A 13,521-nucleotide genomic window follows, 5' to 3' on the forward strand; every position below is an offset into this window, starting at 1 on the left:
CTTATTATCAGCAATGTAACATTACGGTTTTCCCGCACTTACTTGTGCGTAATGGTAGTGTGTACTTGCTTTGCATCTTGATTTTTGGATATATTAGCGATTATAACCTAAAATAATCTATTGTTATGGGAAAACCCAAAAAATGTATAAGTGTAGACGAAGCAAAAGAATTGCAAAAAGTATGGTGTGATACTAGAACTCCAGAAATCGATAAATGTCTTGGATTCGTGGATGCACGGGAATTTTGGTGGAGTGTAGAAGATCTATTGGAATATTTGAAATATGTTAAGAAAAAGTCAAGAAAAATGGGAATTGACAATCCTGGTATACGAGTATACCTAGGAGCTTATCCAGAAACTAAATGCAAAAAGCATAAAGGATATTCAACTTTGTTTTTTGCTCCAACTGGTGCTCCGGCAGGAGGCTTAGGAAAAGGAGGGGATACTGCACCGAATAATTATTCCATCGAACCTATGAACATTGGAGAACACGGTAATCCGCCACTAGAATACTAAATGAAGTTATTAAATATAGCATTTCACATTTTGGAGGTATTTGCCGCTTTGGCAGGTACCTTCTTTGTTCTGAAGAATAAAGATAGAGTTGTAAAATACTTTGTATATTATCTTTGGTTGACTGTTTTTGTAGAGACTGTAGGGACCATTCCAAGAATAATTCGTTCTACTGAATATTTGAATTTTCTTAAAGGTACTATATGGATGGAGAATGATTGGCTTTATAATTCATATGTTATAATAACTTTCATAATTTATGCTGTTTTTTTTAGGGCATATATGAAAAATGAGTTCTTTAAAAAGATTTTAAAGAGTTTAATAGTTTTCTTTTTTTTGACGTCAGTTCTTAATTTATTTTTTTCCGATGTTTTCTTTAATGGACTTTCTTCTTATTCTATGATCATGGGATCTATACTATTATTGGTTAGTGTAATGTTGTATTTTTATGAGGTTTTACAGAGTGAATCTATTTTGTCATTTCATAAATCACTACCTTTTTATATTGCTATTGGTGCGCTTGTTTTCTATTTAAGTATGACACCGCTCTTTATTTTTAATAAATATTATAGTTTCAGAAGTAATCCTGAATTTGTAGGAATATATAGGACTATAAGAGAAATAGCGATTATTTTTATGTATACTTGCTTCACAATAGGATTCTTGTTATGCTCGAAAAAGAACAAATCTTACTCATAATATATTTTACCGTTATTATTCTATTTTTTGTAATATTCGGTATCGTCTTTTTTGTTGCTTTCCAAAGACGCAAAAACAAACTACTTTTAGAAAAATTAAAAGCCGAACAGCGTTTCGAGGACGAGATCTTTAAATCTCGAATAGAAATCCAGGAACAAGCGCTTAAAAATGTAAGTTGGGAACTACATGATAATATCGGACAATTGCTTTCCACAGCGGTAATGCAGATCAATATTCTGGGATCTTCGCTCAACGAGAAAACTTCAGAATCTTTACAGGATGTTCGTAAGCTAGTAGGGGATAGTTTGCAAGAGATCCGAAACCTTTCCAAAACCTTAAATCATGAGGTGATCCAAAATATTGGATTGATAAAATCCATCGAAGCCGAATTAAAGCGATTCGAAAAATTAAATTTCCTGGATACCCATTTTGATATCCAGGGAGAAGAGGTACATATCAACCCCAAAGACGAGATTATTTTATATCGCATCATCCAGGAATTTTTTTCAAACACCATAAAACACGCTGAAGCATCTAATATGTATGTTACCCTAATTTATGCACCTGAACTACTCAAAATTACGATCAAAGATGATGGAGTGGGCTTTGATATGAATTCGGTAGAAGCCAACTCGGGATTGTTAAATATGAAAAGCCGAGCTGGATTGGTTAATGCAACATTTGAGTACGATTCTGCTCCAAATAAAGGAGTTTTGCTTACCTTGGCGTATCCAATTAAGCCAATGGGTTGATTTAATGCACAGATCATATGAAAAAGAAGACTATAGTAATTGTTGATGACCATCTGTTATTTGCACAGTCTCTGGAGAGCTTAGTTTCTCAATTAGAAGATTACGAAGTATTAGCCATACTTAAAAACGGTAAAGAGCTTACTCAGTATTACCTACACAAAAGAAAAACACCAGATCTCATTTTATTAGATGTAAAGATGCCTGTCATGGATGGGATACAAACCATGCAATGGCTCAAAGAAAACAAACCAGATCAAAAAGTACTGGCCTTAACTATGGAAGATGATGAAGAAACCATTATCAAAATGTTGAGAGCTGGAGCTAAAGGGTATTTATTAAAAGACATTCACCCAGAGAATTTTGAATTTGCCATGAAAATGGTGATCGAACAGGGGTTTTATTATTCTGGTAAAATTGAAAGTGCTTTACGACACTCTGGTAATTATGAGGATAAGAACTTCCATGAAAAGCTTACCGAAAGAGAATGGGAGTTTTTGAAGTTGGCATGTTCCGAACTAACCTATAGGGATATCGCCAAGGAAATGAATCTGAGTCCAAAAACTATAGAAAATTACAGAGAAACTGTTTTCAAGAAATTGCAAGTAAAAACAAGAGTTGGGTTGGTAATCTACTGTATGAAAAATAAACTTTTTAAAGTAGAGTAGTAAAAACTGAAATTATTTTCTATATATTTGATCCTAGAAATGAACATAGTAACAAAAAATATCATTGTGGTCTCTATTATTGAAGGTATTATTACACTTCGATAAGGGATCTAATGTATATAACCATATAAATTTAAATCCCTTTTCTCAAGAAAAGGGATTTTTTTGTTTGTAACATGAAAAGATTAAACAATAGTATTATTAACGTCATTAGTATCGTTGTGGTGATTTACTCACCATAGGGGAGCACTATTGATATATTTTGATAAAAAAAACTCCCTTCTGGTACCGAAGGGAGTTTTTTTATGAATAATGAGTAATAAAAATAAAAAATTAACAAATAGTGGTTGTAAATGAAAAGTATTTAAAGTATTGAAAATCAGAATGTAAAGATGTTAAAACAACAATTGGATGTTGTAAGGATATTGAATAATGTGTAACAATTTTAGCGTAACGAAATAATTTTATACTAGACACTTTTTATTTGTTGAGAATCTGATAAATAAAAGGTTAAGTTTTTGAATAATTCGCAATAAAATAAGAACTCGGATATAATGAGTATTAATAAATATAGCAAACAGGTCACTCAAGATGACACTCAACCAGCAGCACAAGCGATGTTGCATGCCATTGGTTTAACGGATGAAGATTTTAGTAAACCTTTGGTTGGTATTGCCAGTACAGGTTACGAAGGAAACCCTTGTAATATGCACCTTAATGATCTTGCCAAATTGGTAAAGCAAGGTACGCGTGAAGAGGATGTAGTAGGATTGATATTTAATACGATCGGTGTAAGTGATGGGATTTCTATGGGAACTCCAGGGATGCGTTTTTCACTACCATCCAGAGATGTGATTGCAGATTCTATGGAAACGGTAGTGCAGGCGATGTCTTATGATGGTATGGTAACTGTTGTTGGGTGTGATAAAAATATGCCGGGTGCACTCATGGCGATGCTTCGATTAAATCGTCCCGCAATACTTGTGTACGGTGGTACTATTGCTTCTGGATGTCATGAAGGAAAGAAATTGGATGTGGTGTCGGCATTTGAGGCTTGGGGAGAGAAAGTAGCCGGTACGATTACCCAAACCGAATACAAAAATGTTATTGAAAAAGCTTGCCCTGGCGCAGGTGCATGCGGAGGTATGTATACCGCAAATACCATGGCATCCGCAATAGAAGCTCTTGGGATGTCCTTACCTTATAATTCTTCTAATCCAGCCATAAGTGATGAGAAGAAACAAGAAAGTATTGCCGCAGGACAAGCGATGCGATTGCTTCTGGAAAAAGATATCAAACCAAAAGATATTGTAAATAAGAAAGCATTAGAAAATGCAATTCGTCTCGTTACTGTTCTCGGTGGATCTACCAATGCTGTACTGCACTTTTTGGCCATTGCTCGAGCTGCGGATGTAGAGTTTACACTAGCTGATTTTCAAAGGATCAGTGATGAAACCCCATTCCTGGCAGATTTAAAACCAAGTGGAAAATATTTGATGGAAGATGTGCATGCGGTAGGAGGTATTCCTGCAGTTCTTAAATATCTTCTGAAAAAAGGATTACTGCATGGGGACTGTATGACGGTAACTGGGAAAACATTGGCAGAAAATTTATTAGACGTACCTGATCTTACCGAAGGACAAGATGTGATAAAGCCATTAGAAAGCCCGATTAAGGCTACGGGACATTTACGAATCATGTTTGGTAATCTGGCCGAAGAAGGCTGCGTTGCCAAAATAACCGGAAAAGAAGGGTTAAAGTTTACTGGAAAAGCCAAAGTGTTTGACAGTGAGTATGATGCAAATGATGGTATCAAAGCGGGAAAAGTAAAATCTGGGGAAGTCGTCGTTATTCGGTATGAAGGGCCGAAAGGAGGACCAGGTATGCCAGAAATGCTAAAGCCAACAGCAGCGATAATGGGTGCAGGTCTAGGAAAAGAGGTAGCCTTGATTACCGATGGCAGATTCTCAGGAGGAACCCATGGTTTTGTTGTGGGACATATAACTCCTGAGGCCCAGGAAGGAGGAATGATTGCTTTGGTAGAAGATGGAGATATCATTACCATCGATGCCGAAACAAACACCATAGAAGTAGCAATAGATGAAAATGAACTAGAGAAGAGAAAAGTTGCTTGGAAACAACCTCCATTGAAGTTTAATAGAGGAGTATTATACAAATATGCAAATACGGTTTCGTCTGCATCCAGTGGATGCGTTACAGACGAATTTTAAACAATAAAAGCGTATGGAAACACAAACGCAAACCAGAACCAAAAAAGCCGAAACGGTTACAAAAAGAATGACAGGTGCCGAAGCTGTAATCCGTTGTCTCTTGGCAGAAGACGTAGATCTAATCTATGGATATCCGGGAGGAGCTATTATGCCGGTTTATGATGAATTATATAAATTTCAGGATCAATTGCATCATGTGCTTACTAGACATGAACAGGGAGCAACACATGCGGCTCAAGGATATGCCAGAACGAGTGGTAAGGTAGGGGTGGCCATAGCTACTTCTGGTCCGGGAGCAACTAATTTTGTAACAGGAATTGCCGATGCTCAAATTGATTCGACACCAATGGTATGTATCACAGGACAAGTGGGATCTCATCTTTTGGGATCAGATGCTTTTCAGGAAACTGATATTATTGGAATTTCAACACCAATCACCAAATGGAACCATCAGGTTACCAAAGCAGAAGATATTCCTACGGTATTGGCAAAAGCGTTTTACATTGCAAGATCTGGTCGCCCTGGACCAGTACTAATCGATATTACCAAAGATGCACAGTTTGGAGAGTTGGATTTTGCTTATGAAAAGTGCAAGGGTATACGTAGTTATATGCCAGTTCCCGTGACAGATCCTAAAAGTCTTGAAGAAGCTGCCAAATTAATCAATGAAGCCAAAAAACCAATGGTGGTTTTTGGACAGGGAGTGATTTTGGGAGAAGCCGAAGAAGAGTTAAAGAATTTTATAGAAAAATCTGGTATACCATCTGCCTGGACCATTTTAGGGTTGTCAGCATTACCAACCGCTCACCCTTTGAATGTTGGGATGGTAGGAATGCATGGAAATTATGGTCCTAATAGATTAACCAACGAATGCGATCTTTTGATTGCGATCGGAATGCGTTTTGATGATCGGGTTACCGGAAATTTAGAGACCTATGCGAAACAAGCAAAAATTATCCATTTTGAGATCGACCCTGCTGAAGTTAATAAAAATGTATTGGTAGATGTTGCCGTAATGGGTGATGTAAAGTATACATTGGATCAAATACAACCTTTGATTAACCCTAATACCCATGAATCTTGGGTGCAGGAGTTCAAAGACCATGATGCCATAGAATTTGAAAAAGTCATTAAAGAAGAATTGTACCCTACCAAAGATGGTTTGTCTATGGGAGAGGTATTGCGAAGAATTAATAACGAAACCAAAGGGGATGCAGTGATCGTATCAGATGTAGGGCAACACCAAATGATTGCTTGTAGATATGCAGAATTTGCGCAATCAAAAAGTAATATCACTTCTGGAGGATTAGGAACTATGGGATTTGCACTTCCAGCTGCAATCGGAGCTAAAATGGGTGCGCCAGAAAGAGAAGTGGTAGCAATCATCGGAGACGGAGGGTATCAAATGACGATACAGGAGTTAGGTACCATTTTTCAGACCAGAGTACCTGTTAAGATTGTGGTGCTTAATAACGACTTTTTAGGAATGGTACGTCAATGGCAGCAGCTATTTTTTGATAAGCGTTACGCATCTACAGAAATGGTAAATCCTGATTTTGTAAAAATTGCAGAAGGATATCATATCCAGTCCAAAAGAGTTACCAAAAGAGAGGATTTGCAAGAAGCAATTGCAGAAATGATTGCGAGTAAAGATCCGTACTTCTTAGAGGTTTGCGTAGAAAAAGAAAATAACGTGTTCCCGATGATTCCAACAGGAGCTTCGGTTTCAGATATAAGATTAGAGTAGTTATGGAGAAGGAGAATTTTACAATTTCGGTATATACCGAAAACAATATCGGTTTATTAAATAGGATATCTGCGATTTTTTTAAAGCGCCATATCAATTTGGATAGTATGACAGCCTCGCAGTCTGAGATCAAAGATGTGTTTCGCTTTACGATTGCGGTAAAGGTTACCGAAGAGCAGGTAAAAAAGATCGTAGGACAAATCGAAAAGCAGATCGAAGTCATCAAAGCCTTTTATCATAAAGAGGAACAGATTATTTATCAGGAAACTGCACTTTTCAAGGTGTCTTCAAAATTACTCTTTGAAGAACGTTCGATTCAGAACGTCATCAAGAATAGCAATGCAAATATCGTCACGGTGACTCCCGAGTTTTTTGTAATCGAAAAGACAGGAAGAAGAAGAGAGGTAGAAGCATTATATAGAAAACTAGAGCCGTATGGATTAATGCAGTTCACGAGATCTGGAAGGATAGCGGTTACCAAAGAGAAGATGCACATATCGTCTATTTTGGAAAGCTTTGCTACAGAAGAGGCGGTGTCAGTATAGTATAAACAGGAATCAAAATCAAATCAAAATTTCCGAAAGGAACATACAACTAATTACGAAGTAAAATGGCAAATTATTTTAATACGCTATCATTAAGAGATCAACTAACACAGTTAGGAAAATGCAGATTTATGGACGCCTCAGAGTTTGAGGATGGAGTATCTGCATTAGAAGGAAAAAAAGTGGTCATTGTAGGCTGCGGGGCTCAGGGACTTAATCAAGGGCTAAACATGAGAGATTCCGGATTGGATATCTCATATGCTTTAAGAGCGTCTGCGATAGAGCAGCAAAGGCAGTCTTATAAAAATGCTACAGAGAATAATTTTACTGTGGGGACGTACGAGGAGTTGGTTCCTCAAGCGGATATGGTAATCAATCTGACTCCAGATAAACAACATACCCAGGTAGTAAATACAGTAATGCCCTTAATGAAAAAAGGAGCAACATTATCGTATTCTCATGGGTTCAATATTGTAGAAGAAGGGATGAAGGTACGTGACGATCTAACGGTGATCATGGTAGCACCAAAATGCCCAGGTTCTGAAGTACGAGAAGAATACAAAAGAGGGTTTGGAGTTCCTACTTTGATAGCTGTACATCCAGAAAATGATCCTCAGGCTCATGGTTTTGAACAGGCAAAGGCTTATGCTGCTGCTACAGGAGGACATAGAGCAGGAGTTTTGGAATCTTCATTTGTAGCCGAAGTAAAGTCGGATTTAATGGGAGAGCAAACCATTCTTTGTGGGTTGTTACAAACAGGGTCTATTCTATGCTTCGATAAGATGGTAGAAAAAGGAATTGATCCTGGTTATGCTTCAAAATTGATTCAATATGGTTGGGAAACCATTACTGAGGGAATGAAATACGGTGGTATTACTAATATGATGGATCGATTACCAAATATTTCAAAGCTTAAAGCTTTTGATCTTTCAGAAGAGTTGAAAACCATCATGCGCCCACTTTTCCGTAAACACATGGATGACATCATCACTGGGCATTTCTCCAAAACAATGATGGAGGACTGGGCAAATGATGATCATAATCTATTGTCATGGAGAGCCGCAACCGGAGAAACTGCTTTTGAAAAGACGCCAGCAGGTGATGTAGAGATTACAGAGCAGGAGTTTTATGACCATGGGGTGTTAATGATCGCTTTTGTAAGAGCAGGAGTAGAACTAGCTTTCGAAGCGATGACCGAATCTGGAATTATTGAAGAATCTGCATACTATGAATCTTTGCATGAAACACCACTGATAGCAAATACGATTGCCAGAAAAAAATTATTCGAAATGAATCGTGTAATTTCAGATACGGCAGAATACGGGTGCTATCTTTTTGACCATGCGTGTAAGCCATTACTAGCTGATTTTATGAAAAACATCGATACCGATGTAATTGGTAAAGCATATCATGCAGGAAAGGTGAATGGAGTGCATAACTCCAAATTAGTAGAAGTAAATGCTACGCTAAGAAATCACCCTATAGAAATTGTAGGAGCTAGATTAAGAGCTTCTATGACTGCTATGAAACCAATAGTGGAAACCAACTAAAACTATAACCAACCATTTTTTGTACGGCCGGATCTGTTGAGGTATTTTGAGATGTGTATTGTGTGACCTTTGATGGGTCCTGGCTGACAAAAAGATTAAGAACGTACAAAAGGAATTATGAGTACAATAACCACCACATATTTTCCTGAATTAGAAGATATTCAAAAAGCAGCGACAGTTATTAAAGAAGTGGCTATGGTCACACCTTTAATGAATAGTATACGCTATTCTAAAAGATATGATGCTAATATTCTGCTGAAGCGAGAAGATCTTCAGCGTGTACGTTCCTATAAAATTAGAGGCGCTTTTAATAAAATCAGCTCACTTTCTAAAGAGGAGTTAGATAGAGGAGTAGTTTGTGCAAGTGCGGGCAATCATGCTCAAGGAGTCGCTTTTGCCTGTAACCATTTGGGAATAAATGGTACTATTTACATGCCAGCGGTTACTCCAAAACAAAAAGTAGAGCAAACGCAAATGTTTGGTGGCGAACATGTAAAAATTGTACTGGAAGGAGATACCTTTGATGATTCTTCCAAAGCTGCAAAAGCCATTTGTAAATCCGAGGGTAAAACATTTGTTCATCCTTTTGAAGATCCTAAAACCATCGAAGGACAAGGAACTATAGGACTTGAGATTTTTAAACAAAGTGATGTGCCTATAGACTATATTTTTGTTGCCATAGGAGGGGGAGGGCTCGCATCTGGTTTATGTGGCGCCATGAAATCCTTATCTCCAAAAACAAAAATCATAGGAGTAGAGCCACAAGGAGCTCCTTCAATGTTAACCTCAATCAGAAACAATAAAAATACTGAGATTTTTGATATCGATAAATTCATAGATGGAGCTGCGGTGCAAAAGGTAGGTGATCTTAATTTTAATATTTGCAAAGAGTACCTTTCAGATATGTACACCGTGCACGAAGGCCAGGTATGTCAAACCATCTTGGATTTATATAATAGAGATGCCATCGTAGTAGAACCTGCGGGAGCATTAACGTTGGCGGCGCTAGAGGCATACAAAGAACAAATCAAAGGTAAAAATGTGGTTTGTATTGTAAGTGGTAGTAACAACGATATCACAAGAACGGCTGAAATCAAAGAAAGAGCATTGTTATATGCAGATTTGAAACATTACTTTATTATTCGTTTTCCGCAAAGAGCAGGGGCTTTAAAACAATTTTTGGGAGAAGTTTTGGGGCCTAATGATGATATTACCCATTTTGAATACTCTAAAAAATCGAGTAGAGAAAATGGTCCGGCTGTAGTAGGGATCGAACTAAAGAACAAGGAAGATCTACAACCCTTAATTTCCAGAATGAAACAATATAACTTCTTTGGAGATTATCTAAATGATAAACCCCATTTGTTTCAATTTTTAGTTTGAAAAATACAATTTAGGCTTCTGAAATAGGAATAATAGATACGAAATTCCCCTATAATTAGTACATGTAATAGTGGCCAAATCAATTGATTTGGGTTCGGTATTTTATCAAATGAAATGAAAAAACTTTCAAAATAATTTGTTAAAATCAACTTTTTATCGATATATTGTGCACTTAAACGATAAAAACCTAAATCTATTATGAAAAAAACTCTATTATTTATCGCAGTAGCATTATTTGGATTTACAGCTACAAACGCACAAGTTAAACTTGGTTTTGGTGTTGGTTACGCAGTACCGTCTGGAGATGTTGCAGATTTTACCGATGGAGGTATAGCTGCTCACTTTGAACTAGGATATGGCATTACAGAGAATATCGACGTTTCTTTCCTATATGCCGGAGATTTCTTAGTTGGAGCGGATATCGTAGCTGTAGCGGGACAAACAGCGGCAGAAATTGGAAATGTAGCTGTTGGAAGTTACTTGCTTAATGGTCGTTACTATTTTACCGACACTGCTTTCAAACCTTATGGTGGTCTTGGTATTGGTCTAGCTACTATCGGAGCTATCGAAGTTGATGGAACCTCTGCAGAATTAGCAGCTAGTACTTCTAATTTTGCTATTCGCCCAGCTTTGGGATTCAAGTATGGAGTACTTAATGTGCACGCTGCTTATTTGAGTGCGGGTAAGACAGGAGATGCTTCAGTAGGAGATATTTCTTTTAACCTAGGACTGTTATTTACTTTCGGAGGAAACTAAAATTCCATATATAAAAAATAAGTTTACAAAGTACGATCTTCTGGGTCGTACTTTTTTATTCAGGTCTTCTTAAAAAGAAAAACCCTTGCACTAATTGTACAAGGGTATTGACAAGCGAAAACTAAGATGTCAATCATAATCTAATTCATGCTTTAAACTTACATAACTACACAACATTAGATTTATCTTTGATTTATGGATACTTTGGTTTTATGAATAATAGAAATAGATGTTTTGGTGAGTTCTGTTATTTTTTGATAGTCAAAAGTACCATCCTGATTTTTTATGATCAATTTGGACCCCATTCCTACACAAAACACACCTGATTGAAACCATTCACTTAGGTTTTTTTCGTCAGGTGCTACTCCACCACTAGCCATAATACTGGTCCAGGGACATGGTGCTTTCACGCTTTTTACAAAACCCGGTCCACCAACTTGACTAGCTGGAAATATTTTTACAATTTCTGCTCCAAGTTCTTCGGCATAATTGATTTCAGATAAGGTAGCACAACCGGGTAACCAGGATACCTTTTGTCGGTTACATGTTTTTGCAATTTCTGGGTTTAAAATAGGGGAAACGATAAAGTTTGCCCCTTTTAAAATATACAGAGATGCTGTGGCCGGATCTACAATAGAACCAATGCCTAATATCATCTCTGGTAATTCTTTTTTGATCCAGGAGGATATCCCAGAAAAAACTTCATAGGCAGCTTCTCCTCTGTTGGTAAATTCGAACACTCTGGCACCGCCATCGTAGCAGGCCTGTATTACCTGTTTTACAGTATCTATGTCTTCATGATAAAATAAAGGAACCAGTCCTGTATTTTCTATGGTTTGTACAACTTCTATTCGGGTATATCTAGCCATTTACCTTAATATTCTTCCGTTTACGTTACCTTTTACTATGTTCTTTATTTCTGTTTCTGAAACTAAATTAGCATCTCCTTCTATAGTATGTTTCAAAGCACAAGCAGCATTTGCAAATTCAAGCGCTTCATAATCGTCATAATGAAGCAGTCCATGGATTAGGCCTGCGGCAAAAGCATCTCCTGTACCTATTCGATCCACTACATGGGTGATTTCTAACTCTCTCGTTTCTGCAAACTCTACTCCATTCCATGTTCTGGCTTTTATTTTATGCCAATTTACATTACGAGAAGATCTTGTTTTATCAAAAACTTTCTGTAATCCTTTATGACGATCCATTACCGTAGAACTCGCTTCAATAAATTGCTCTATTTCATTAGAATAAGAGGTGTCTAATAGCTCATTAATTTCATTTGGACCTCCGATAAAAATATTAGACAGTCCTACTAACTCATTTAGCGTTGCTTTGGCATCTCTACCGTACTTCCATAAATTACTTCTATAGGCTGGATCTGCCGATATTGTAATGCCTAATTCATTGGCAACTACTAATCCATCTTTTAGTGCCTGATAAGCATTTTCTGATAGGGCAGGAGTGATTCCTGTCCAATGAAACCAATTTGCGTTTTCCAGAATAGCATACCAATCAATAATTTTTGGATCGATATTACAAAAGGCAGAATGTGCGCGATTATAACTTATGGTAGTAGATCGCATCACAGCTCCGGTTTCCATAAAGTATACACCGAGAGGATGAGATGAATCCTGAATAGCTGAGGTATTTACTCCATTTTGTTGCAAGTAACCTTTGACAGCTTCTCCCAAAAAATCATTCGATACTGCACCAACGTGTTGTGTGCTATTTCCCAATTGTGCAAGAGAAATGGCTACGTTGGCTTCTGTTCCACCAAAGTAATATTCTAATTGGTTAGACTGTTTTAATTTTTTATTTCCTAAAGGAGCAATTCTCATTAAAACTTCTCCAAAGGTTACTATTGTGTTCATTATACTCTATTATTTCAGCTATAATTTAATCTTTATTTTTAAATTCCTAGTGCTTGCCCTCCACCAATTTGAATAGTTTCTGCAGTGATAAATGCGGAATCATCACTCGCTAGAAAAGAAACCACTGAAGCAACATCTTCTGGCTGTCCTAGTCTGCCTAATAAAATATTGTTTTTCCATGAGGCAAAAACTTCAGGTTTTGTGGATTTAATCTGTGAGTGAAAGGGAGTGTCAATCGTTCCTGGAGATACCGCATTTACTCGAATTCCGTACTCTGCCAAGTCTTTTGCTAACGCTCTGGTAATAGCATGAACGGCTGCTTTTGAGGTTCCGTAAATTCCTGCACCAGGTCCACCTGCGGTCCATCCTGCATTAGAAGAATAATTAATAATAGACGCACCTTCAGCTTTCTTTAGGTAAGGAATGGCTGCTCTTGAAGCAAAAAAGGTAGAATCTAGATTCAGAGCCATTACACCTCTATAGAATTCTGTTGTCATTTCTTCAAATCTGGATCTTCCTCCCAATCCACCTGCATTATTTACCAGGACATTAATTTTACCATATTTTTCTCCAATTGCTTTAATATTTGTATTTACAGCCTCCTCATCGGTTACATCAAAACCAAAGTATTCTGCAGTGATCCCTTCAGCTTTAAGCTCGGCAACTCTTTCTGCTCCTTTATCATCTTCGATACCGTTTAGAATAACAGTAAATCCATCTTTACCTAGTCTTTTAGCTACGCCGAAACCGATACCACCGGTAGCTCCGGTTACGATAGCAACTTTTCCGTTTAAGTTCATTTTTATA

12 protein-coding genes are annotated in these 13,521 nt (G+C 37.2%); 9 read left to right on the forward strand and 3 right to left on the reverse strand.

Annotated elements, in window-relative coordinates; genetic code table 11:
* Positions 1-125: 125 nt before the first annotated feature.
* From BUE24_RS12530 to BUE24_RS12575, 9 genes are all read left to right on the forward strand, one after another.
* A complete protein-coding gene (locus tag BUE24_RS12530) occupies positions 126-515 on the forward strand; it encodes a hypothetical protein (protein ID WP_073316369.1) in 390 nt (129 codons plus the stop codon).
* A gap of 665 nt (positions 516-1,180) precedes the next feature.
* Positions 1,181-1,963 (forward strand): sensor histidine kinase, encoded by a 783-nt coding sequence (locus BUE24_RS12540; RefSeq protein WP_073316371.1) that lies wholly within the window; start codon positions 1,181-1,183, stop codon positions 1,961-1,963.
* 17 nt (positions 1,964-1,980) lie between these two features.
* The gene (locus BUE24_RS12545; RefSeq protein ID WP_073316372.1) at positions 1,981-2,628 is read left to right on the forward strand and encodes a response regulator; all 648 of its coding nucleotides are present in this window, start codon (positions 1,981-1,983) and stop codon (positions 2,626-2,628) included.
* Between the two features lie 554 nt (positions 2,629-3,182).
* Positions 3,183-4,859: a dihydroxy-acid dehydratase gene (gene ilvD / locus BUE24_RS12550; RefSeq protein ID WP_073316373.1), complete on the forward strand. Its 1,677-nt coding sequence runs from the start codon at positions 3,183-3,185 to the stop codon at positions 4,857-4,859.
* A 13-nt stretch (positions 4,860-4,872) separates the two neighbouring features.
* Positions 4,873-6,606 (forward strand): biosynthetic-type acetolactate synthase large subunit, encoded by a 1,734-nt coding sequence (gene ilvB, locus BUE24_RS12555; protein ID WP_073316374.1) that lies wholly within the window; start codon positions 4,873-4,875, stop codon positions 6,604-6,606.
* Positions 6,607-6,608: 2 nt separating this feature from the next.
* On the forward strand, positions 6,609-7,151 hold the full coding sequence (gene ilvN, locus BUE24_RS12560; protein WP_073316375.1) for an acetolactate synthase small subunit: 543 nt from the start codon (positions 6,609-6,611) through the stop codon (positions 7,149-7,151).
* Between the two features lie 65 nt (positions 7,152-7,216).
* On the forward strand, positions 7,217-8,701 hold the full coding sequence (gene ilvC, locus BUE24_RS12565; protein WP_073316376.1) for a ketol-acid reductoisomerase: 1,485 nt from the start codon (positions 7,217-7,219) through the stop codon (positions 8,699-8,701).
* A gap of 117 nt (positions 8,702-8,818) precedes the next feature.
* Entirely contained in the window at positions 8,819-10,084 is a 1,266-nt protein-coding gene (ilvA, locus tag BUE24_RS12570; protein ID WP_073316377.1) for a threonine ammonia-lyase, read from the forward strand.
* Positions 10,085-10,282: 198 nt separating this feature from the next.
* On the forward strand, positions 10,283-10,840 hold the full coding sequence (locus tag BUE24_RS12575; protein WP_073316378.1) for a hypothetical protein: 558 nt from the start codon (positions 10,283-10,285) through the stop codon (positions 10,838-10,840).
* Positions 10,841-11,022: 182 nt separating this feature from the next.
* Here BUE24_RS12575 and BUE24_RS12580 read toward each other — a convergent pair whose 3' ends face one another.
* The 3 genes from BUE24_RS12580 to BUE24_RS12590 are packed head-to-tail and all read right to left on the reverse strand — an operon-like array spanning position 11,023 to position 13,514.
* Complete coding sequence (locus BUE24_RS12580) at positions 11,023-11,709, reverse strand: bifunctional 4-hydroxy-2-oxoglutarate aldolase/2-dehydro-3-deoxy-phosphogluconate aldolase (RefSeq protein ID WP_073316379.1); 687 nt, start codon at positions 11,707-11,709, stop codon at positions 11,023-11,025.
* A complete protein-coding gene (locus tag BUE24_RS12585; RefSeq protein ID WP_073316380.1) occupies positions 11,710-12,714 on the reverse strand; it encodes a sugar kinase in 1,005 nt (334 codons plus the stop codon). It lies immediately after the preceding gene.
* A gap of 38 nt (positions 12,715-12,752) precedes the next feature.
* Positions 12,753-13,514, reverse strand: coding sequence for an SDR family NAD(P)-dependent oxidoreductase (locus tag BUE24_RS12590; RefSeq protein WP_073316381.1), 762 nt, complete (start codon positions 13,512-13,514; stop codon positions 12,753-12,755).
* Positions 13,515-13,521 lie beyond the last annotated feature (7 nt).

Origin of the sequence: Aquimarina spongiae, from assembly GCF_900141785.1 — a bacterium.
GTDB classification, from domain to species: Bacteria; Bacteroidota; Bacteroidia; order Flavobacteriales; family Flavobacteriaceae; genus Aquimarina; species Aquimarina spongiae.